Annotated in this window: 14 protein-coding genes; 9 read left to right on the top strand and 5 right to left on the bottom strand. The window is 71.1% G+C overall.

Going from position 1 to position 21,507, the window contains the following annotated elements:
- Positions 1–3: 3 nt before the first annotated feature.
- The 3 genes from FKR81_RS20165 to FKR81_RS45045 form a co-directional block, all read right to left on the bottom strand.
- Positions 4–567 (bottom strand): OsmC family protein, encoded by a 564-nt coding sequence (locus FKR81_RS20165; protein WP_146353653.1) that lies wholly within the window; start codon positions 565–567, stop codon positions 4–6.
- A gap of 41 nt (positions 568–608) precedes the next feature.
- Positions 609–1,193: a carboxymuconolactone decarboxylase family protein gene (locus tag FKR81_RS20160; protein ID WP_146353652.1), complete on the bottom strand. Its 585-nt coding sequence runs from the start codon at positions 1,191–1,193 to the stop codon at positions 609–611.
- 86 nt (positions 1,194–1,279) lie between these two features.
- Complete coding sequence (locus FKR81_RS45045; protein WP_146353651.1) at positions 1,280–2,371, bottom strand: alpha/beta fold hydrolase; 1,092 nt, start codon at positions 2,369–2,371, stop codon at positions 1,280–1,282.
- Between the two features lie 170 nt (positions 2,372–2,541).
- Between FKR81_RS45045 and FKR81_RS20150 the strand changes: the two genes are divergently transcribed.
- Complete coding sequence (locus FKR81_RS20150) at positions 2,542–4,815, top strand: TOMM precursor leader peptide-binding protein (protein WP_146353650.1); 2,274 nt, start codon at positions 2,542–2,544, stop codon at positions 4,813–4,815.
- Between the two features lie 5 nt (positions 4,816–4,820).
- Complete coding sequence (locus FKR81_RS20145; protein ID WP_146353649.1) at positions 4,821–6,152, top strand: SagB/ThcOx family dehydrogenase; 1,332 nt, start codon at positions 4,821–4,823, stop codon at positions 6,150–6,152.
- Here the strand turns inward: FKR81_RS20145 and FKR81_RS20140 are convergent.
- Positions 6,098–8,308: an ATP-binding protein gene (locus FKR81_RS20140; RefSeq protein ID WP_146353648.1), complete on the bottom strand. Its 2,211-nt coding sequence runs from the start codon at positions 8,306–8,308 to the stop codon at positions 6,098–6,100. The two genes, FKR81_RS20145 and FKR81_RS20140, sit on opposite strands and share 55 nt — an antisense overlap.
- A gap of 219 nt (positions 8,309–8,527) precedes the next feature.
- Here FKR81_RS20140 and FKR81_RS20135 point away from each other — a divergent pair, with 219 nt between their 5' ends.
- Entirely contained in the window at positions 8,528–10,831 is a 2,304-nt protein-coding gene (locus FKR81_RS20135; protein WP_146353647.1) for an ATP-binding protein, read from the top strand.
- A gap of 199 nt (positions 10,832–11,030) precedes the next feature.
- Positions 11,031–13,706, top strand: a complete 2,676-nt coding sequence (locus FKR81_RS20130) for an AAA family ATPase (RefSeq protein WP_407936535.1) — start codon at positions 11,031–11,033, stop codon at positions 13,704–13,706.
- A gap of 55 nt (positions 13,707–13,761) precedes the next feature.
- Here FKR81_RS20130 and FKR81_RS43645 read toward each other — a convergent pair whose 3' ends face one another.
- Positions 13,762–13,920 carry a hypothetical protein gene (locus FKR81_RS43645; RefSeq protein WP_186763066.1) on the bottom strand — a complete coding sequence of 53 codons (159 nt, stop codon included), beginning with the start codon at positions 13,918–13,920 and terminating at the stop codon, positions 13,762–13,764.
- Between the two features lie 239 nt (positions 13,921–14,159).
- On the opposite strand from FKR81_RS43645, the gene FKR81_RS20125 reads away from it, so the two are divergent.
- From FKR81_RS20125 to FKR81_RS20105, 5 genes are read left to right on the top strand one after another with little or no spacing between them, the layout of a single operon-like run.
- The gene (locus FKR81_RS20125) at positions 14,160–14,519 is read left to right on the top strand and encodes a hypothetical protein (protein WP_146353645.1); all 360 of its coding nucleotides are present in this window, start codon (positions 14,160–14,162) and stop codon (positions 14,517–14,519) included.
- A 37-nt stretch (positions 14,520–14,556) separates the two neighbouring features.
- Positions 14,557–15,360: an HlyD family efflux transporter periplasmic adaptor subunit gene (locus FKR81_RS20120; protein ID WP_146353644.1), complete on the top strand. Its 804-nt coding sequence runs from the start codon at positions 14,557–14,559 to the stop codon at positions 15,358–15,360.
- A complete protein-coding gene (locus FKR81_RS20115) occupies positions 15,361–17,577 on the top strand; it encodes an NHLP family bacteriocin export ABC transporter peptidase/permease/ATPase subunit (protein WP_146353643.1) in 2,217 nt (738 codons plus the stop codon). It begins immediately after the preceding gene.
- A gap of 2 nt (positions 17,578–17,579) precedes the next feature.
- On the top strand, positions 17,580–20,507 hold the full coding sequence (locus FKR81_RS20110) for an NHLP bacteriocin export ABC transporter permease/ATPase subunit (RefSeq protein WP_146353642.1): 2,928 nt from the start codon (positions 17,580–17,582) through the stop codon (positions 20,505–20,507).
- 11 nt (positions 20,508–20,518) lie between these two features.
- Entirely contained in the window at positions 20,519–21,505 is a 987-nt protein-coding gene (locus FKR81_RS20105; RefSeq protein WP_146353641.1) for a hypothetical protein, read from the top strand.
- The last annotated feature ends 2 nt before the right edge of the window (positions 21,506–21,507 follow it).

Raw genomic sequence — 21,507 nt, 5'->3', positions numbered from 1 at the left:
CGGTTATCCGGCGTCCACGTCGATCGACACGGGCACCCCGTTGGTCACGACGTCGTACACGGCGGAACGCCGCCGCGACTGCTCGACCACGGAACGCAGCTTCTCCGGGTCGTCGCCCCTGAGCACGAAGCTGACCCTGAGCTGCTGGTAGCCGTTGCGGACCTCGTCCGACAGCCCCAGGATGCCGAGCAGGTCGATGTCGCCCTCGACCGTCGACGAGACCTCGGTGAGGTGCACGCCGCGGGCCGCCGCGATGTTGGCGATGCCCGCGGTGAGGCAGGCGGCCAGCGCGTGCAGCACGTACTCGACCGGCGTCGGTGCGTTGTCCTTGCCGACCAGCACGGGCGGGTGGTCGGCGTCGAACGTGAACGGCTCGCGGTGGGTCATCTCCTGCATGGCGCCGTGGAAGCCGTGGATGGTGGACCGGTTGTGGGTTCCGCTGAGCCACTGGTTGGTGGCCCTGAACTGGAACTTGGCGATGCCGGTCTCGCCCTTCACGGCGTCGAGCGTGGCGAACAGGGTCGCGGTGTCGACGCCGTTGCGGACGTGGTTCTCGGTGGTGGTCATGAAACTTGCTCCTCACTCGGGGTGAACTGACGGTCGGCTGCTCAGCCGCAGGCGCGCCCGTACGTGACGGCTTCCAGCACGGGGTCGGGAGCGGCCAGCAGCAGTTCGTGGTCGGGCTGCGCGCCCAGCGAGTCGTTGATGGTGGCGAAGGCGATGCGGAGCGCGACGAAGGTGGTGATCCCGAAGATCTGCCCGTCGTCGTAGCCGGCGTCGCGCAGCGCCTGGACGTCGCCGGCCGCGGTGGCGTTCGGGTCGCGGGCGAGCTTGCGAGCCCACTCCGCGAGCACCCGGTCGTCCGCGTCCAGCTGGTCGTCCTCGCCACGCAGGACGCGGCCCGCGACATCGGCTCCCGCGACGCTCGCCAGCCGGTTGCCCCACGCCAGCGAGCAGTACGCGTCTCCCATCACCGACGCGCACGCGGCCACCAGGACGCTGCGCTGCCGGAACGTCAGTCCACCGGCCTTCGCGGCCCGTTCGAAGAGATCGAACAGTCCGCTGTGGAGGGTCGGTTCATGCGCCCACAGGAGCGATAGGTTCATCACGAACCCAACTCGCTCCACATCGGCGTCGTAGAGGCGCTGCGCTTCGGCTGACGCTCTCGGCCGCTCGAGGAATCCCTTGTCCATGCACTGAAACTACGAACACACCTCGGGGCGCCGCGTCCGTGCGTGCACGCAACTTCCACTCGCGGCACTGTCGGGATGCACGTAGTTCAGCTGCCGGTGAGCAGCCTCGCGACCGCGGCCGTGCGGGCCGACTTCCCCTGGATCCCGAGCTTGTTGTAAGTGTTGTGCAGGTGCCGCTCGACCGTGCGCACGCTCAGCGTCAGTGCGCGGGCGATGCTCTCGTTGTCCTGGCCCTCGGCCGCCAGCCTGAGCACGTCCAGCTCCCGCGGCGAGAGTCCCGAGAGGTCCGGCGCCGGCCGCGCGGGCCTGCCGTCGGGTGCCAGGAACGCGGCGACCTCGTCGAGGAAGACCGGCCAGGCCGGTTCGTCGCCCAGCACGACGTGGTTCGAGCTCTCCAGCACGACCAAGCGCGCCCCGGCGATCACCGACGCGAGGAAGCGGCTGTCCTCGAAGCCGACCATCCGGTCGTGCCGGGAGTGCAGCACGAGCGTCGGCACGTCGAGCTGCGGCAGCAGGTCGACCACGTTCGCCTTCTTGCGCTGCCTGCGCGAGGCGAGCGCGTTCTCCATCGGCGTCGAGACCCGTTGCAGCTCGTCGACCCAGCGCATCTGCTCCTCGGTCGCGCCGGGGATCATCAACGACGTGAACACCCGCCGGAACGCCGAGTCGGGCCGAGCCCATCCCACCTTGATCAGCTGCTCGAACGTCGCGTCGAGCTCGAGGTCCTCCGGCGTCGGATCGCGGAACGCCGCGTAGCTGCCGTAGAACAGCAGCCGGGAGACCCGCTCGGGATGCCGCGCCGCGTAGGCGATCGACGGCGGCCCGCCCTGCGACATCGCCATCAACGCGAACCGGTCCAGCCCGGCGTGGTCGACCACGGCCTCGAGGTCCGCGATCCGCGCCTCGAGGCCGAAGTCGTCGACGTCCCAGTCCGACAGCCCGTGGCCGCGCTCGTCGTAGCGCACGACGGTCGCGATCCGGCCGAGGTCTTCGAGGAAGTGCCGCCACACCGGGCTCTGCCAGTCGTGCTGCAGATGGCTGAGCCAGCAGGTCGCGATCACCAGCGGTGGCCCGGAACCGTGCCGCGCGTACGCGATGCGCACGCCGTCGGCGGACCGGCAGAACCTCAGTTCCTGCGGCGGCCCGGAACCAGCGGTACCACGATCCGACGATGGCACGCGCTCGATGCTACGCCGAGAGGTTCGCGGCGTTCCACCGAGAGAACAACTCCCGCCCACCGGCCGCCGAGGCGCGGTACCGGAACGAACTCCGCACTCTATTGGCGATTTCCTTGTTCTCCGCTGACGGAGCGCGATGTGCTGGTGACGCGCCGGGCGAGGGAGGAAACGTGCACCCCGACGATCGACCGCGGCTGAGGTCGCATCTCGCGGTACGAGTGGTGGCTCCGGACGAGGTCTTCCTGCTCTCCGAGAGCGGTCACCACCTTGTGCGCGGGGAGGGCGAGGTGGCCGTCGTCCCGCTGCTGGACGGCACGCGCAGCGTCGGCGAGATCGCGGCCGCGGTGGGCGACCGGGCCAGCCTGGCCGAGTGCCTGCGTGCGCTGGCGAAGTTCCGGCGCCTCGGCCTGCTCGCCGATGGCCTGCCCGACGGTGTCTCCGTCCAGGCGACGGCCGCGTGGGACGCCCGTGGCGTCGACCCCGGCCTGGCCGCCCGCGTGCTCGGCGGCGCGACGGTGGCACTGACGGCGGTCGGCGAGGTCGACGTCCTCGGCACGGCAGGCGCTTTGGCGGTCGAGGGGGTGCGGAGTCGGATAACGCCATGGCAGCGGGTGGCCGCGGCGGACTTCACGATCGTGCTCGCGGACGACTACCTGGATCCGCGGCTGGGAGAGCTCGACGCCGCGATGCGCACGGCCGGGCGGTCGTGGTTGCTCGCCAAACCCGTCGGTGCCGAGATCTGGGTGGGGCCGCACTTCCGGCCTGGCGTCACCGGGTGCTGGTGGTGCCTGCGCGAGCGCTTGGACGGCAACCGGCCGGTCGGGCAGTACCTGCGCCGCTCCACCGGCGAGGACGCGCCGCGCACGTCGCGCGCGGCGCTGCCGCACTCGATCGGCGTGGCGACGCACCTGATCGCCGGTGCCGCGGTGACCGCGGTCGTGACCGGTGAGCTGCCCGCGCTGGACGGGGTGCTGCTGTCGTTCGACGTCGCCGGACTGACCTCCGAGCGGCACCAGCTGATCCAGCAGCCGCAGTGCGCGGGGTGCGGCGAGCCGGACCTGATGCGTCGGCCCGCTGAGGTGCGGCTCTCGTCGCGGCCCGCGTGGTTCACCACCGACGGCGGTTACCGGGTCGAACCTCCGGAGTCGACTTCCCGGCGACTGGAGAAGCACGTCGGCAGGCTGCTCGGCGTGGTGAGCTCGGTGCGGCAACTGTCCGATGTGGACGATGAGCTGATCTTCAGCTACACCGCCGGGCACAACTTCGCGGTGCAGGGCGACAGCGTCGACGGGCTGCGGCGCACCCTGCGCGGCCAGAGCGGCGGCAAGGGGCCGACCGAGGCCCAGGCCAAGGCCAGCGCGGTCTGCGAGGCGATCGAGCGGTACTGCGGCGTGTGGCGCGACAACTACCCGGTGATCCGCGGGAGCTTCGCCGAACTGGGGCGCGAGAAGGCGGTCGGGGTCGACGACCTGTTGTTGTTCTCGCCGCGCCAGTACGCGGACCGGGAGCAGTGGAACAGCTCCGCAGCGGGCAGGCTGCACCAGGTGCCCGAGCGGCTGGATCCCGCGCGGCCGATCTCGTGGACGTCCGCGTGGTCGCTCACCCACGAACGGGAACGGCTGCTGCCGGCGGCCCACACCTGGTTCGGGCACCCGGATCTGGTGGAGTCCGCGTTCTGCTCGCCCGACGCCAACGGCAACGCCGCGGGCAACACCGTCGCGGAGGCCGTGCTGCAAGGGTTCTGCGAATTGGTCGAGCGCGACGCCGTCGCACTGTGGTGGTACAACCGGGCCCGTCGCCCAGGGGTCGATCTGGACGGTCTCGGCGATCCGTACGTCGACGCGCTGCGGGACCACCTCGCCGGAGTGGGGCGCGAGCTGTGGGTGCTCGATCTCACCGCCGACCTGGGCATCCCGGTGTTCGCCGCCGTGTCGCGGCGAGTCGATCACCCGGTCGAGGACGTGCTCGTGGGTTTCGGCGCGCACCTGGACGCGCGGGTCGCCGTGGTGCGGGCGTTGACCGAGCACAACCAGTTCCTGCCCGCGGTGTCCGGGCGCACCTCCAGTGGTGGTGCGGACTACCGGGAGGACGACTCCTCCACATTGGACTGGTGGCGGACCGTCCTGGTGGCCGAACAGCCGTGGCTCGCGCCTCATCCGGAGGCGAAGCACGTGCCCGTGCACGACCTGGACCGCACCGGCGATCTCGCGGAGGACGTGCGCTCGTGCGTCGAGCTCGCGCGGCGGGCGGGGCTCGAGGTGATCGTGTGCGACCAGAGCCGTCCGGACATCGAGCTGAGCGTCGTCAAGGTCGTCGTCCCCGGCCTGCGGCACTTCTGGCGTCGTCTCGCGCCGGGGCGCCTGTACGACGTTCCGGCCGCACTCGGCTGGGTGGACGAGCCGGTTGCGGAGTCGGCGTGCAACCCGATCAGCGTGTTCTTCTGAACGGGATGACCACCCGCCTGCGCACGGTGATCCGGCTGCGCGCGGCCGCTCGGGTGCGGACCGGCGAGGACGGGGCGACCCGGCTGGTGAGCCCGTCGGGCGGGCAGTCCTTCGGCGTGCTGACCTCGGGGCAGCGCCTGCTGCTCGACGCCGTCGCCGAACGGGAGTGCGACGAGCAGGAGCTCCTCGCGGGGGCGGTGGAGGAGCTGCCGCTCGCGTACGCGCTGCTCGCCCAGCTGCACAGGGGGAACTGGCTGGCCGCGACGTTGCTCCGCGACGACCGTCCGGTGCTGACGGTCGTGCCCGCCGGTCGGCCGACCGGCACGGCCGCCGCGGTTCTGGGGGCGGCCATGGGCCGCAACGACAAGGGCACCTCGGTGTTGTCGCGGTTCGCATTGGTCCGCAGGAACGGTTCCCGGCTGGTCGTGGAGTCACCGCGCTGCGGGTTCGCGGTGGAGGTGGACGATCCCGCACTGCTGCGGCTGGACGACCCCGTGGTGGTCGCCGTGCTGGCGGAGTGCGGCCTCGCGGTGCCGGAACTGTCCGAAGAGGACACCGACGTCGCACTGGCCCAGTGGAGCCCGCACGAGCTGTGGTTCCACGCCCGCACCAGGCAGGGCCGCCACGACCTGCCGTGGGGCGCCACGCGGAGGTTCCCGGCACCGCCCGCCCACCGCGCGGTGCGGCCGGGGCGGGTGCACCGGTTGCCGCGGCCCGATCCGGCCGCTGTGGCCGCTCGTGACCCGCGGCTGACCGAGGTCATGGAGACCAGGAGATCGGTGCGGGAACACGATGACGCCGCACCGATGACCGCCACGCAGCTGGGCGAGTTCCTCCACCGCACCGCGCGCACCAGGAGCACGGTGACGCGAGACGGCGTCGAGCTGGCCGACCGGCCGCACCCGTCCGGTGGCGCGTTGCACGAGCTGGAGATCTATCCCGTGGTGGGCAACGTAGCCGGTGTGCCGCCGGGTCTGCACCACTACGACCCGAACCTCCACCACCTCACGCTGGTGGCCGCCGACAGCCCCGTGGTGCGCGGGATCGCGAGAGGCGCCGCGGCCGCGGCGGGCACGGCCGCGCGACCCCAGGTGCTGTTCGTGATCACCGCCAGGTTCGGCCGCGTGATGTGGAAGTACGAGTCCATGGGCTACGCGCTCACGCTGAAGAACGTCGGCGTGCTGATGTCGGCCATGTACCTGGTGGCCACCGCGATGAACCTCGCGCCGTGCGCACTGGGAGGCGGGGACTCCGACCTGTTCGGTCGCGTGGCCGGACTGGACTACGAGAGCGAGTCGAGCGTCGGCGAGTTCCTGCTCGGCACACCCGCCGCGTGAGTCGTCACCCAGACGGCGACCTCTGCCCGTGAGCCGAGGTCGAGCTTGAACCGGATGCTCCTGACCTGTGCCTCGATGGTGCGCAGGGAGGTGCCCAGCCGACCGGCGACCTGGGCGTTGGTCAGTCCCTGCGCCACCAGTGCCGCCACCTCCTGCTCGCGGTGGCTGAGCGGCGTTCCGGCGTGGGTGGAGGTGTCGTTCGGGCGGTTCGCGGCGGCGTCGAGAGCGAACTCGACCATCTCGACGGCGGTCAGCGCCCGGCCTCGTGCGACCGCGGCGTCGGCGAGGCCCGCGGGCACCGTGCGGAGAGCGTCCGAGACCCCCTCCGCCACGAGGTCCTGCCACCAGGTGCCGACGGGACCGCTGCGGATGTTCTCGACGTGCCGCCGGGACTCCCGCGCCGCGGTCAGCAGGCACAGGCCGCGCTCGGCCCGGCCGGAGCGGGCGGCGATCAGTCCCAGCCCTTCGACCATGAGACCGACCCGCGGCCACACGCCGCTCAGTCGCAGCGACTCGGTGAAGCGGTGGTGTGCGGTCGTGAGGTCACCGAGCTGCATCGCGATGATCCCCGCGGTGCCCAGGGTCTCCCACATCGCCTCCGGGTCGTCGGACGCGCCCGCGGCGGCGAGCAGCTCGTCCACCAGCTCCGCCGCCTGGTCCACTTCACCGGCGCACAGGAGGTTCCAGGTCAGCAGCTCGAGCGAGGCCGCGATGCTGAAGTGGTCGCCGAGCGACCGGGCGATCCGCTCGGCCTCCCGCAGGGACCTGACGCAGGCCTCGCTGTTCCCCACGTGGATCCACCCCATGGCGGCGACGGTGTGCAGCCGGGTCAGCATCCACGGCCGTTCCCATCGGCGTTCCAGCTCCAGCGCCTCCTGCGCGAACCGCAGCGGCGCCGAGGGTTCGGCCTGCCAGTCGACCAGCCAGGCCGCCTGCAGCAGGGCGTACCCCCGGTACTTCGACTCCGGGTCGGTGACCTCGAGCGCGTGCGACAGCACGTCCCTGGCGCGCACGGACATGGTCGCGATGGCGAGTGCGCAGGCCAGCAGGACCTGGCGGTCGCCCGTGTCGCCACGGGCTCGCTCGACCGCGTTCCAGACGTTCTCGCGCTCGTCGATGAGCTGCTGCCGGAGTGCGTGCGCGCGCTGGTCGATGAGCCTGCTGATCAGATCGCACAGCCAGCTGTCGAGACGGTCGTGCGCCGCTGCTTCCTCGTCGTGAGCGCGCAGCCGCTCGCGGCCGTACACGCGGATCGAGTCGAGCAGCCGGAAGCGCGCCACGTCACCGTCTCCGGGCGCCGGGTGCACCAGTGACTTGGCCTCCAGCTTCGCCAGCGTCTCCAGCACGGACAGCTCCAGGTCGGCGCACACGGCGTCCGCGGCCTCGAGTCCGAAATCGCCCGCGAGCACGGAGAGCCGGCGCAGAGCGGCCTGCTCGCCGCTGCTCAGCAGGTAGTAGCTCCAGTCGATCGCGGCGCGCAGGCTGCGGTGTCTTCGGTCCGGTGTGGACGGGTCTCTGGTCAGTGCGAGCAGGTGTTCGTCGAGCTGGGCGGTGAGCTCGGGGAGCGGGCGGTGCCGGACCGACCTCGCGGTCAGCTCGATCGCCAGCGGCAGGCCGTCCAGCCGCGCGCAGAGCGCCGCCACCTCCTCGGCGTTGTCCTCGGTCAGCTCGAATCCGGAGCCCGACCGGTCGGCGAACAGCCGGACGGCGTCCGGCGCGGCGAGTCCGTCGAGCTGGTAGACGACCTCGGCGGAGGTGTTCAGCACCTCGCGGCTCGTCGTCAGCAGGACCAGGCGCGGGCACCGGTGGAGCAGCGTCTCGACGAGCGCGCTGACGGCATCGATCACGTGCTCGCAGTTGTCCAGCTCGAGCAGGAGCTTGCCATCGCCGAACGCGGCGGCGACCGACTCGGTCATCGGCACGCCGCGTTGTTCCTCGACACCGGTCGCCGTCGCCACCGCGTCGGCCACCCGGTCGGCGTCGGACACCGAGGCGAGCTCGACGACGTGCACGCCACCGGGGAAGGAGCGCCGCACGCGCTCGACGAGCTGCCCGGCCAGCCGGGTCTTGCCGACGCCCGCGGGACCCGCGAGGGTCACCAGGCGTTCGCCGCGCATCAGCCCGGACAGGTCGGCGAGCTCGCTCTCACGGCCCACGAAATGATCAGACGGCAAGGTTGCTCTCAGCTCCTCGGGGAAACGGGAACGCGTTCGGGATTCCGGGTCACCTTGCTCGCCCGTGGACGCTCCTGGCAACACGTCCAAATGAGACGTTCTGGCCCTGAACGGTTCTGCCGCGTCATACGTTTTCCCCTTGCGATGACCAGCGACGTCGTGAACGGCAATGCATTGAGGTGCAATGGTTGCGGTGCTCGCATGACGACACCGGCCCACCTCGGCCGGCCGCAGCGGTACTGCTCGAACGCCTGCCGTCAGCGCGCCTACCGGCAACGTCGTGACGCGGAGGGCACCGCGGGCCGCCCGCCCGCCTGGCCGGACCGCTTCGTCGGCAGGGACCACGAGCTGGCCGAGCTGTCGCGGCTGCTGCGCCGGACCCGGCTGGTGACCGTGGTGGGCACCGCGGGTGCCGGGAAGAGCAGGTTGGCCGGTGAGCTGGCGGGCCAGGTGCATCGTTCGTTCCCGGACGGCGTCCACGTCGTCGACGTGGTCTCAGCGCGCGAACCCGGTGGTGTACCGGCCGCCGTGGCTGACGTGGTGGGGGTGACCGGGCCGCTGGTGGCGGCACTCGCGGAGCGCAGGACGTTGCTCGTGCTGGACGGGTGCGAGCACGTGGTGGACGCGTGCCGCGCGCTGGTCGAGGATCTGCTGCGCGGCTGCCCGGACGTGGTCGTGCTGGTCACCAGCAGGCAGCGGCTGGGCACGCCCGGCGAGGAGGTGCTGGCGCTGCACGGGCTGAGCCTGCCCGCGCGGGCGTCCGAGGCCGACCTGCTGGGCAGCGAGGCGGTTCAGCTGTTCCTGACGCGGGCCAAGGCGTCCGCCGTGAACTTCGAGCTGACCCCGGCCAACTCCGCGTCGGTCGTGGAGATCTGCGAGCGGCTGGACGGTCTGCCGTTGGCCGTCGAGCTGGTGGCCAGAACGGTGCGGCTGCTGCCGGTCGCGGTGATCGCCGACCGGCTGGGCGACGAGCTGTTCGCGCTGACCACCGGCTCGCGCACCGGGCACGGTCGCCACCGCAGCCTGCACGCCGCCATCGAGTCGAGCTACGAGCTGCTGAGTGAGGACGAGCGGACGGTGCTGCACCGGCTGTCGGTGTTCGCGGGCGGGTTCGGGATCGACGCCGCGGAGGCGGTGTGCGCGGGCCCCGGCCTGCCGGTCGAGCGGGTGTGCCGCACCATCGCGGCGTTGCGGACCAAGTCCCTGGTGATGCCGAGCGGCACCAGGTTCCGCGTGCCGGAGCCGATCCGGCTGTTCGGGTGTGCGCGGTTGGCCGCCGCCGGCGAGGAGGGCGCGACACGCGACCGGCTGACCGGCTGGTTGTCCGGCCTGGCGGGCTCGCTCCTCGACCAGGCCGTGTTCCGGCCCGCCTTCGTCGAGCGGCTGCGGGACGAGCGGGACAACCTCGTGCACGCGCTGGGGTGGGCGCGTTCGGACGAGCGGCTGCTGCTGACCGCCGCGCTCGCGCGCACCGGCGAAGCCCCGGACCGGACGCGGGATGCGCTGGAGCGGTGCGCCCCCGGTGCGCCCCACCGAGGCCTGGCGCTGCTCGAGGCGTCCGAGCTGGCCTGGACGTGCGGCGACCACGACACCGCGGTGCGGCTCGCGGAGACGGGGGTGGCGCTCGAGCGGCGGTCGGATCGACCTGCCCTGCTGGCCAGGCTGCTGCTGACCGCGGCCGAACAGCGGGGCCTGCGCGGCGACTCGGTGGCCGAGCTGGCGGCACTGCGCGAGTGCCTGGAGATCACCCGGCGCCGCGGTGACGAGCTCGCCACCGCGACGTGTCTCCACGCGCTGGCCTGGTCGGCGTTGCTCTCCGGTGAGCTGGACGACGCGGCGCGGATGCTCGGCGAAGCGCTCCCGGTCATCCGCGCCACGGCGACTCCGAGTGCCGTGAGCGCGGCGCGGCACACGGCCGGGCTGTTGGCGTTGGAGCTGGGTGACGCCGACCGCGCCGCCGCGGACTTCAGGGACGGACTCGCCGCGGACCTGCGACGCGTCCCTCCCGCGCTCGAGGGTCTCGCGCTCGTCGCGGTGCGCACCGGGCATCCCCGCCGCGGCCTGCGCCTGATCGCGGCCGCCGAACGCATCGGTGCTGAGCACAACCGCCCGGCCGACGAACGCTGGCTCGCGCTGGTGCGCGAAGCCGAGGCCGCGGCGCGTGAGGCCCTGCCCACCAGCCGCGCCGATGCTGCGGTGGCCGAGGGCCGGGCGTTCGAGGTGGAACGCGTCGTCGCGTACGCACTCGACCCCGATGTCATCCAGCCGGTCGACACCGTCACGAATTCCGCACTGCCATTGACCCAACGCGAGCACCAGGTCGCGACTTTGGTGGCACTGGGACATACCAACCAGGACATCGCCGATCAGTTGGGTGTGTCCCTGCGCACAGTCGAAAAAGAGGTTCGCAGCGTTCGGGACAGGTTGGGACTTCGGTCCCGCGTGCAGGTCGCGGCGTGGATGGCCGACCGGGTCGGTGATGTTTTTCTCGGTGGGCGGCCCTAATTTTTCGGTATGGCCGCGAACACATTTCCAGTCCATCTCGTTTGGCGCTGCTGAACCGAATTCACTTGGTGAAATGCGGCGGTCGTCGTAACAGTGCGGGTTACCCTGATGGCGATTAGTGACACTTCATCGCATCCTCCGGACCTCTGGGAAAAGCTGCTGCCGTGAGGTGTTGATGAGAACAGGCAATGCAGGACTGGTGGACCGCGAGCACGAGACCGCGGCGGTCGCCGAGCTGCTCGACGCCGCTGCGAGGGGCGAGGGTCGCATGCTCACCGCGTACGGCGGTGCGGGCAGCGGCAAGTCCGCGTTGCTCGACGCGGCGGTGAGCAACGCGCGGCGCGAGGGTTTCACGGTGCTGCTGGCCCGCGGCAGCCACGCGGAGCGGGAGCTGCCGTTCGGGCTGGTCGGCAGGTTGTTCGAACCGGTGCTGCCCCAGCTCTCCCCGGCACCGGTGCTCGTCGGTCACCGGCCGCACGTCGCCGACGCCGCGCTCGCCGACCTCCACGAACTGAACAAGGCGCTCGCCGAGCTGACGACCACCGGGCCGGTGCTCATCGCGGTCGACGACGTGCCGCAGGCCGACTGCCCGTCGTTGCGCTGGCTGGCGTCCGTGCCGCAGCGGATCGAGCGCATGCCGGTGGCGCTGCTCGCCACCGCGTCCGGCGAGCCGTGCTCCGATCCCGCGCTGGTGGACGAGGTGCTGGCGGGCAGCTCGCGTGAGCTGCGTCCGGCGGCCATCGGCCCGGCCGGAGCCGCGACCGTGCTCGAACGCGTGCTCGGGGCCACCCCCGCACCGTCGTTCGTCACGGCCTGCCTGCTCGCGACCAGCGGGAACCCGTTGCTGTTGACGGCGCTGGCCGAGGCGCTCGCGGAGCGCTCGGTCGTGCCTGCCGACGCGGCGGTGGCGGACATCGCCGTTCCTGGGCTGGAACCCGCGCTGAGAGCCAGGCTCCGGCGCGTCTCCCCGCACGCGCTGGCGATCGCACGCGCCCTGGCGGCGCTGGACGGGAAGGCCGACCTGCTGCGGATCGCCGACGTCACCGGCATCGACCCGCCGACGGTGGCGGAGGTGGCGGAGACGCTGAGCCGGTTGGGCCTGATCCGGCTGGCCGGGCAGCAGCTGGACTTCACGTGTTCGTTGCTGCGCAACACGATCACGGGTGAGCTGCCGTTCACCGCGTTGCAAGCGGTGAACTCCCAGGCGGCCGCGTTGTTGTGGGAGAGCGGAGCGCCCGCGACCTCGGTGGCCGAACGACTGCTCGCGACGCGACCGCTCGCACAGCCCTGGGTGTCCGGCGCCCTGCGCGACGCGGCCGGGGAGGCGCTCGGCTCGGGCCACCCCGACATCGCGATCGCGTACCTGCGGCGGGCGCTCGACGAGCCGTTGCCACCGGACGAGCGCGCCGCTGTGATCACCGACCTCGGCGAGGCCGAGGCGCACCTCGACCTCCCCGCGGCCGTCCGGCACCTCGGCGAGTCGGCGGAGCGGGTGCTGCTGGCCGATCTCCTCGTTCTCACTGGCCGGTATCCCGAGGGCGTCGAGCTGGCAGGCGACACCGACGACGCGCGGTCGGTCGCGCTGCGGTTGCACCTGGAACCCGCTGCCGGATCCGCGCTCGAGCGGCTCGACGAGCTGCGGGCGGATGCGCCGGGCGACCCGCGGTCGCTCAGCCTGCTCGCACTGCGCGAACTGTGGCTGGGCCGGTCGCGGACGGCCGCGGTGGCGTTCGCCGAGCAGGCGCTCGCGGACGTTCCGTTCGACGCCGAGGCGGCCACGTCCGCGGTGCGCGCGGTGCTGGTGCTCGCGGCCGCCGATCGGCTGGAGGACGCGCTCGCCCACTGCGACTCGCTCGTCAACGGCGCGCGACGCTGGGGCCATCGGCCCGCACTGGCCGCGGCCCGGTCAGCGCGGTCCGTCGTCATCCGGCGGCTCGGCAGGCCGGCCGCGGCGCTCGAGGACGCCCACGCGGGTGTGGATCTGCTGGTCGACTGCGGTGCCGACCGCCGAAGGGGCGTGGCCGTGGAGTACCTGGCGCGCCTGGTGCACATCCTCGTCGACATGGGCCGCTACGACGAGGCGACCGGTCTGCTGGAGCGCGCGGACCTGATGGGGGAGATCCGCCGGAGCTGGGCGGGCGTGGAGCTCCTGTTCGCCCGCGGCAGGCTGCGGGTGGCCTCCGGTCACCCGGCCGCCGGGGTGCGCGACCTGCTCGCCGCCGGTGCCCGCCTGGCCTCGTGGGAGGTGGCGAACCCCGCCGTCGTGCCGTGGCGGTCCGAAGCGGCCACCGCGCTGCTGGAGCTGGGAGAGGCGCAGGAGGCCCGCGAGCACGCGGCGGAGGAGGTGGAGCTCGCTCGCCGCTGGGGTGCCGCCGAGCCGCTCGGCCTCGCGCTCCGGGCGCACGGCGTGGTGGTCGGCGGGCCGCGAGGGTTGGCGCTGCTGGAAGAGGCCGTGTCGCTGGCGGACGCCCCGATGGCGCTCGCTCGCTGCCTGACCGACTACGGCGCGGCGATGCGCCGGTCAGGACGGCCGGTCCCGGCTCGCCGCGTGCTGCACACCGCGCTCGACCTGGCGCAGAAGTGCCAGTCGGCGACGCTGGCCCGTCGTGCGAGCACCGAGCTCGCCACCGCGGGAGGGCGCAGGCTCAAGAGTCGTCAGTCCGATGTGGATGGACTTACGGCGTCGGAGCGCCGTGCCGCGACGCTGGCCGCGGAGGGGAGGACCAACCGGGAGATCGCCGAGGTCCTCTTCGTTCAGCGCCGGACCGTGGAGATCCACCTGACCAACGCTTATCGCAAGCTGGGTATCGCCGGTAGGGACGGACTGGTGTCCGCTCTGCGGCGTTCGACGCGTCCTGAACGCGCCACCGGCTGAAGTACCTGCGGTGGCCGTCCCGAGGTCGGGACGGCCACCGCCGACTCCAGGAGAACTACATGCGGGCGTTGGGGATGCCGGCGTCGTTGTGCTCGACCCTGGTGCTCGTGCCGTAGCCGCCGCCTGCGACGTCCTCCAGAGCGGTCTCGTCCAGCTCGACCTGCGCTTCGGGCGCCGTCGGGTCGATCTCGATGTCGTTCGACTTGTCAGCCATGATTGTTCTCCATTTCGAGTGGTTCATCCTCGCCGTTTCGAATCGGCGCCGGTGAAACAAGAAAACGCCAAATCGGTGCACGAGTCAACCGAAGGAAAGCTATTTATCGGCGTACCGAGAAAAGGTGAAACAGAGCCAATCTCCTGTTCTCTCGGTGTGGCGAACTCAAATCTTTCGGTTGTGGGCTGCGAAATCAGGTGCTCGAATTGCGTTCGATTCACCGGCGAAGGAGTTGGGTTGTGGACATCGGGGACAAGGCCGCTTTCATCAGCGGCTACACGCGAATCCTGACCCAGGCGTGGTCGAGTGAGGAGTTCTCGCAGCGGCTGGAGTCGGATCCGCGGGCGGTGCTGGCGGAGAACGGTCTGGTGACCGCGCCGGGAACGCGCGTGGAGATCATCCGTTCGCGCGACGCCGATCCCGATCTCGACACGCAGGTGCACCTCTGGGACAACGGCCGCCTCACCGGTCGCTACGTGCTTTACGTGCCGCACATCCCGCAGGTGGACACCAGGGAACTGGATGACGACGAACTGGGCGACCTCGCGGGCGGCGTGAGCGGGTACTGCTGCACACCCTGCTGCTGTCAGTCGGTCTGACCGCGAACGACCAGACGAGAAGAACGGAGTAACCGCGATGCGGTTTCGCGAGAAGGCGCTGGCCAAGCTCCAGGCACCGGACGAACTGGACGTGCCTGCCCGGCTGGCCCGGCCGCAGAGCTGGATCGCGCTCGCGGTCGTGGCGGCGGTGGTGGTCAGCGGCGGCATCTGGGCCGCCGTGGGCACGTTGCCGCGCACGGTGCGAGCGTCAGGGATCCTCACCCACCTGCAGGGCAGTTTCTCCTTGCAGAGTCCGGTGGCCGGGCAGATCACGGGCGTGTTCGTCAGTCAGGGCAACACGTTCCCGCAGGGCACGCCCATGTTCACGGTGCAGGCGGGCGACCGCACGGAGATCATCCGGTCGGTGACCGGCGGGCGCGTCACGGCGATGCTCGGCAAGGTCGGTCAGGTCATCGCCGCGGGCAGCGACCTCGCCGTGATCGAGCGGGTCGAGGACCAGGCCGATGGACTCGTCGCCGTGCTGTACGTGCCCGCGGGCGAGGCCGGGCTGATCCGCAAGGACAGCACCGTGGACCTGTCCGTGCAGTCCGCACCAGCGCAGGAGTTCGGTGTGCTGCGCGGAACCGTGCAGTCGGTCGGCCAGTTCGCCGAGAGCAGGCAGCAGATCTCCGACTTCCTCGGCGACGACCAGCTCGGTGAGCGGTTCACCTCGCTCGGGCAGCCGTTGAAGGTCGTCGTGCGGCTGACCGACGGTGAGACGGCCAGCGGCTACCGCTGGTCCACGCAGAACGGTCCACCCTACCGGATCGACTCCAGGACCCTCGTCACCGGGGCCGTGCACCTGAGCTCCGTGAAACCGATCGACTGGGTGGTGCTCTAGATGACCGCGACGATCACTCCGCCCAGGGCGGCTCAACCGCCTGTGCCGCAGGGGAAGCCGCGCAAGACGTACCAGCCCGTGAAGACGCCGAGCGTGCTGCAGATGGAAGCCGTCGAGTGCGGTGCCGCGTCGCTGTCGATGGTGCTGGCGCACTTCAAGCGGTACGTGCCGCTGGAGGAGCTGCGGGTCGTCTGCGGGGTGTCCCGCGACGGGTCGAAGGCGTCGAACCTGCTGAAGGCGGCGCGGAGCTACGGCCTCGTCGCCAAGGGCCTGCAGACCGACCCCGACGCACTGGCCGGGATCAAGCCACCCGCCGTCGTCTTCTGGGAGTTCAACCACTTCCTGGTGCTGGAAGGGGTCGGCAAGCGGTGGGGCAAGCCGGTCGTGTTCCTCAACGACCCCGCGCAGGGGCGGCGGACGGTCACGGCCGCGGAGTTCGACGAGAGCTTCACCGGCATCGTGCTCGGCATGGAGCCCGGTCCGGACTTCCGGCCGGGTGGCAAGCCACCGGGTCTGCTGGCGGGGCTGCCCGCCCGGATGCGCGGCACCAGCGGCCTGCTGGCGCTCAGCGTGCTGGCGAGCCTGCTGCTCGTGGTGGTCAGCATCGCCACTCCTGCGTTCACCCGCGCGTACGTCGACTCGGTCCTGCTCGGCGGGGACACCTCGATCCTGTTGCCGTTCTTCTCGTTGATGGCCGCGACCATCGGGATCACCCTCGTCGCCACCGCGCTGCGCCAGTCGTTCCAGCTGCGGGCGCGCACGATCAGCGCGACGCTGAGCAGCGCCAGGTTCTTCCGGCACCTGCTCAGGTTGCCGGTCGGGTTCTTCACCCAGCGCAGCCCGGCGGACGTCACCAACCGCATGCGGTCCAACGACGACGTCGCGGAGATACTGGCCCGCGACCTGTCGACGGTGGTGATCGACGCGCTCGTCGTGATGGTCTACGCCGGCCTGCTGTGGAGCTACAACCCGCAGCTCACCGTGCTCGGCGTGGCCATCGCACTGCTCAACATCGTCGCGTTGCGCCTGGTGGTCCGCATCCGCGCGAACGGGGTGAACAAGCTCGCCGCCGACGAGGCGCACCTGCTCTCCGTGTCCTACAACGGGCTGGAGCTGATCGAGACGCTCAAGGCGACCGGTGGTGAGAACGAGTACTTCCGCAAGTGGGCGGGCGCGCAGGCGAAGGTGTTGTCCGGTCAGCAGAAGCTCGGCACACCCAGCGCCATGCTGTCGGTCGTCGCACCGGCACTGGCTGCGTTGAACAGCGCCATGATCCTGCTCATCGGCGGCCTGCAGGCGGTGGGCGGGCACATCTCGATCGGCGTGCTCGTGGCGTTCCAGACGCTGGTGACGTCGTTCAGCGCGCCCATCGCCCGGCTGACGAGCGTCGCGGGCCGCATCCAGGACTTCGGCGTCGACGTCGCGCGGCTGCGGGACGTCGAGAACTTCCCGCCCGACGAGCTGGACGCGGTGCCGGAGCCCGAAGACGTCAAGCGGCTCAACGGACACGTCCGCTTCGAGCGGATCACCTTCGGCTACAACCCGCTGGGCAAGCCGTTGCTGGAGGACTTCTCGTTCGCCGTCGGTCCCGGTGAGCAGGTGGCGCTGGTGGGCGGGTCCGGCAGCGGCAAGTCCACCGCGACCCGGCTCATCTCCGGGCTGTACCGGCCGTGGGGCGGGCAGGTGCAGATCGACGGCGTGCCGCGCGCCGACGTTCCGCGCAGCGTGCTGGCCGCGTCGGTGACGTTCGTGGACCAGGACATCTGCCTGTTCGAGGGCACCGTGCGGGACAACGTGACGCTGTGGGACCAGTCCATCCCGGACGAGGACGTGATCACCGCGTTGAAGGACGCGGCGATCTACGACGTGATCTCCGGCAGGCGCGGCGGCATCCACAGCCGGGTCGAGCAGGACGGCCGCAACTTCTCGGGAGGACAGCGGCAGCGCATGGAGATCGCCCGCGCGCTGGTGCGCAACCCGAGCGTGCTCGTGCTCGACGAGGCGACCAGCGCGCTGGACTCGGAGACCGAGCTGCGGATCACCGACAACGTCCGGCGGCGCGGCTGCGCGTGCATCGTGATCGCGCACCGCCTGTCCACGATCCGCGACAGCGACGAGATCCTCGTGCTGGACAAGGGAGTCGTGGTCGAGCGCGGCAGGCACCCCGACCTCGTCGCGGCAGGCGGCAGGTACGCCGCGCTGATCAAGGAGCACTGATCATGACCCAGCTCGTGCACCCGGACGCCGTGGAACTGCTCGGGCACCTCGGTGAGCAGGTGGCTCTGCCCGCGGCGCACCGCATGCCACTGGACGGCCGCACCACCCTGTGGCTGGTGACCGGTGGCGAGCTCGACGTGTTCGCCGTGGACACCGGCGAGGGCGGCAGGTGGCACTTCATCGGCAGGGTCCGGGCGGGCACCATCCTGTCGGCGCCGGTGCGCGGGCCGAAGCACACGCTGGTCGCCCGTCCGGTCGGGGACGCGGGGCTCAGCAGGCTGCGGGTGGGCGATCTGGTCGCGGCCCAACGCGACCGGTGGGAACGTCACGGCGGCGGGCTCAGCCCGGAGGAGAAGGCGCTGGCGCACGGCATCGACCTCGGCCTGGTCGTGCTCATGGACTTCGTCCGCGACGGTCTGCCGCCGAGGGAGTTCGTGCCGCTGCTGCCGGGCACCGAGGTCGAGATGAGCGCGGGGCAGGACGCCCGGCCGGTCGACGGCGTGCTGTGGGTCGATGTCCTCAAAGGACGGATGCGCGCGGGCGGGCACGGAACCTCGCGAGAACGCGAGGCCGGTGAGTCGGTCACCATCTGCCCGCAGGACTGGGTGTCGTGCGACTTGTTCGCGACGCTCAAGGTCAGGGACACCGAGGGGCTGCTCGCCGACGGGCTGCTCTGGGAGAACCTGCTCAAGCTCCAGGCCAGGATCCTCTACCAGATCGACCGCGCCGTGGAGCGCCAGGACCGCGCGGGCAACGACCTGATCGCCGCGGGCCGTGCCACCGGCGAAGCGGTCAGGGACCGGGCGAACCAGGCGCTGCGCACGGTGTTGCTGCCCGATGACGGCTCGATGCGCGGCGAGGTGCTGGGTACCGACGACAGCCCGGTGGTGGCGGCGTGCCGGCTGGCGGCGGGTGAGCTCGGCATCACCGTCGTCGCACCGGAGTCCGACCAGGCGGACAGCCGGGTGGGCCCGATCGAGCGGATCGCGACGCGCTCGCGCTTCCGCACCCGCACGATCGCGTTGAAGGACAGGTGGTGGCAGGCGGACGTCGGCCCGCTGGTCGGTTTCCGCGCCGAAGGGCACGCACCGGTCGCCCTGTTGTGGCGGCGCGGTGGCTACGAGGCTGTGGACCCGGAAACCGGTGCGCGCACGGCGGTCACGGCGCAGTCCGCCGGGGAGATCGAGAGCCGGGCGGTGATGTTCTACCTCCCGCTGCCGGAGAAGCCCGTGCGCAGCTGGCAGCTCATGGCGTTCGGACTGAAGGGCAGTCTGCGCGACGTGCGGAACCTGTGCACCGCCGCGGCGGTCGCGGTGCTGCTCGGCCTGCTGGTGCCGATCACGACGGGGCAGGTGCTCGGCGAGTTCGTGCCGAACGCGCAGACCAGCCTCATCATCCAGCTGTGCCTCGCGCTCGTGCTGGCGAGCCTGGTGTCCGCGGCGTTCGCGTTGCTGGAGAACGTGGCACTGCTGCGCATCGAGGGCAGGTTCGAGTCGACCCTGCAAGCCGCGGTGTGGGACAGGTTGCTCAGGTTGCCCGCCAGGTTCTTCACCCGCTACTCGACGGGTGAGCTCGCGAGCGCGGCGCTCGGGGTGAAGCACATCCGCGCGGTGCTGATGGGTGTCAGCTCGGTGGCACTGCACTCGGGTGTGCTGGCGTTGTTCAACTTCCTGCTGCTGTTCTGGTTCAGCGTGCCGCTGGCGCTGCTCGCCGGACTGTTCGTCCTGGTCGGCATCGTCGTGTTCGTCGTGCTGGGGCTGCGCCAGATGCGCTGGCAGGGCAAAGCGCTCGAGCTGGACCACAGGCTGGCGAACAAGGTCTTCCAGACCCTGCGGGCGCTGCCGAAGCTGCGCGTGGCCGCGGCGGAGAACCGCGCCTACGGCGACTGGGCGGGCGACTTCGTGCGGGAGAAGGAGTTCCAGAAGAAGGTCGGCCGGTACCAGGACATCGTCACCGTGTTCAACGCGGCCTACGTGCCGCTCTGCACGATGCTGCTGTTCATCGCGCTCGCGGGGCCGGCGCGCGACGTCATGTCCGTGGCGGAGTTCCTCGCGTTCAACGCCGCGTTCGCCATCATGCTGACGTCGATGATGCAGTTCACCAGCTCGGTCACGTCGGTCATCGCGATCGTGCCGATGTACCGGCGGCTCGTGCCGGTGCTCACGGAACCGCTCGAGGTGTCCGAGGCGAACACGGTGCCCGGCGAGCTGTCCGGCGACATCGAGGTGAACCACCTGTCGTTCGGCTACGCCGAGGACGCTCCTCCGGTGCTGAACGACGTGTCGTTCCACATCCGGCCCGGCGAGTTCGTCGCGGTGGTCGGCCCCAGCGGCTGCGGCAAGTCGACCCTGTTGCGACTGCTGCTCGGTTTCGAGAAACCGGTGTCGGGAACCGTGCTGTACGACGGCCAGGACCTGTCCTCATTGGACACCGCGGCCGTGCGCCGCCAGTGCGGTGTGGTGCTGCAGCAGGCGAAGCCCACCACCGGCACGATCTACCAGGCCATCGCGGGCGCGCAGAACTTCACGATCGACGACGCCTGGGCGGCGGCTGAGATGGCCGGTCTGGAGGCCGACATCAGGGCGATGCCGATGGGGATGCACACCATCCTCAGCGATGGCGGAACGCTGTCCGGTGGTCAGCGGCAGCGGCTCGTGATCGCGCAGGCGCTGATCCGCAAACCGCGCATCCTGTTCTTCGACGAGGCGACCTCCGCGCTGGACAACGAGACCCAGCGCGTCGTGACGGAGAGCACCCAGCGCCTGCGCGCCACCCGGATCGTCATCGCCCACCGGTTGTCGACGGTCATGGACGCCGACCGGGTCATCGTGCTGAACGCGGGCCAGGTCGAGCAGTTCGGCTCGCCCGCGGACCTGCTCGCGGACACCGATGGCCTCTTCCACCAGCTCGTACGACGTCAGATGCAGTGATCGGAGCAACGATGAGCAGACTGGTTCCCGCTCTGGCACTGGCCGGCGCGGCGTTGATGGGAACAGCCGCACTCGCGGGATGCGGCACCGAGAAACCCGCCGCGGCCGTGGGGCAGCCCGCGGTGCTCTCCGCGGCGGAGGCGGCGGAGGTGGTCGCCGGCTACGACCGGGCCAACAACGAGGTCAACGCGACGCTGAACGCGGAGGCGCTCGCCCGGATCGAGGCACCGCCGCTGCGCACCACCAGCGAGGCGTGGTTGCGCATCACGAAGCAGCAGGCGCGGAGCATTCCGCTGATCACCAGCAACGACCCCCGGTTCATCGTGCCGTCGGGCACGGGACACCCGCGCTGGTTCGTGGCCACGGCCAACCGCGTCCAGGGTGGTGTGCCGAGCCCGCGCCCCACCTACTCGGTGTTCACGCAGCAGCAACCGGGTGCACCCTGGCTGGTCGCCTACTCGCTCGCACCGATGGAAGACGCACCCGCGCCCGCGTTGAACGGCGCGTCCGCGGCGACCGCGGTCACCGACGTCGCCGATCTGCTCGTCCGGCCGGAGAACCTCGGCCAGGCCATCTTCGACCACTACGCGAAGGACCTGACGGGCAAGGACGACTTCGCCAAGAGCACGGCACTAGACGACCAGCTCGCGAACGGGTTCAAGGTCGGCCGGAACGTGTTGCGTACCAAGGGACGTGAGCTGACGCGCACGGTGAGCGCCACGGAGCTCCCCCGGTACGCGCTGCGCACAGAGGACGGGGGAGTCCTGGTCTTCACGGCGAGCACGGTGGTCGACGTGATCAAGGCGTCGGCACCGGGCGGGCTGGTCACCTTCGAGCCGGGGACCAACGAGGCCGCCCTCGCGGGCAAGACCGGTGCGAAGGCCTTCGCCATCACCCGCCTGCACGCGTTCCTGACCCACATCCCCACCAAGGCGTCCGGGGCTCAGGTGAAGGTGCTCGCCTTCGCCGATGCGCCGATCAGCATCTCCCCGCGATGAGA

It is taken from the genome of Lentzea tibetensis, assembly GCF_007845675.1.
Classification (GTDB): domain Bacteria; phylum Actinomycetota; class Actinomycetes; order Mycobacteriales; family Pseudonocardiaceae; genus Lentzea; species Lentzea tibetensis.
Note: the sequence above shows the minus strand (reverse complement) of the source record. Positions and strands in the feature narration are given on the sequence as shown.

What these genes read in the sequence shown, in the direction of transcription:
- FKR81_RS20165 (WP_146353653.1), bottom strand. Translation starts at nt 567, where the DNA reads ATGACCACCACCGAGAACCACGTCCGCAACGGCGTCGACACCGCGACC.
- FKR81_RS20160 (WP_146353652.1), bottom strand. Translation starts at nt 1,193, where the DNA reads ATGGACAAGGGATTCCTCGAGCGGCCGAGAGCGTCAGCCGAAGCGCAG.
- FKR81_RS20145 (WP_146353649.1), top strand. Translation starts at nt 4,821, where the DNA reads ATGACCACCCGCCTGCGCACGGTGATCCGGCTGCGCGCGGCCGCTCGG.
- FKR81_RS20135 (WP_146353647.1), top strand. Translation starts at nt 8,528, where the DNA reads ATGACGACACCGGCCCACCTCGGCCGGCCGCAGCGGTACTGCTCGAAC.
- FKR81_RS43645 (WP_186763066.1), bottom strand. Translation starts at nt 13,920, where the DNA reads ATGGCTGACAAGTCGAACGACATCGAGATCGACCCGACGGCGCCCGAA.
- FKR81_RS20120 (WP_146353644.1), top strand. Translation starts at nt 14,557, where the DNA reads ATGCGGTTTCGCGAGAAGGCGCTGGCCAAGCTCCAGGCACCGGACGAA.
- FKR81_RS20115 (WP_146353643.1), top strand. Translation starts at nt 15,361, where the DNA reads ATGACCGCGACGATCACTCCGCCCAGGGCGGCTCAACCGCCTGTGCCG.
- FKR81_RS20110 (WP_146353642.1), top strand. Translation starts at nt 17,580, where the DNA reads ATGACCCAGCTCGTGCACCCGGACGCCGTGGAACTGCTCGGGCACCTC.
- FKR81_RS20105 (WP_146353641.1), top strand. Translation starts at nt 20,519, where the DNA reads ATGAGCAGACTGGTTCCCGCTCTGGCACTGGCCGGCGCGGCGTTGATG.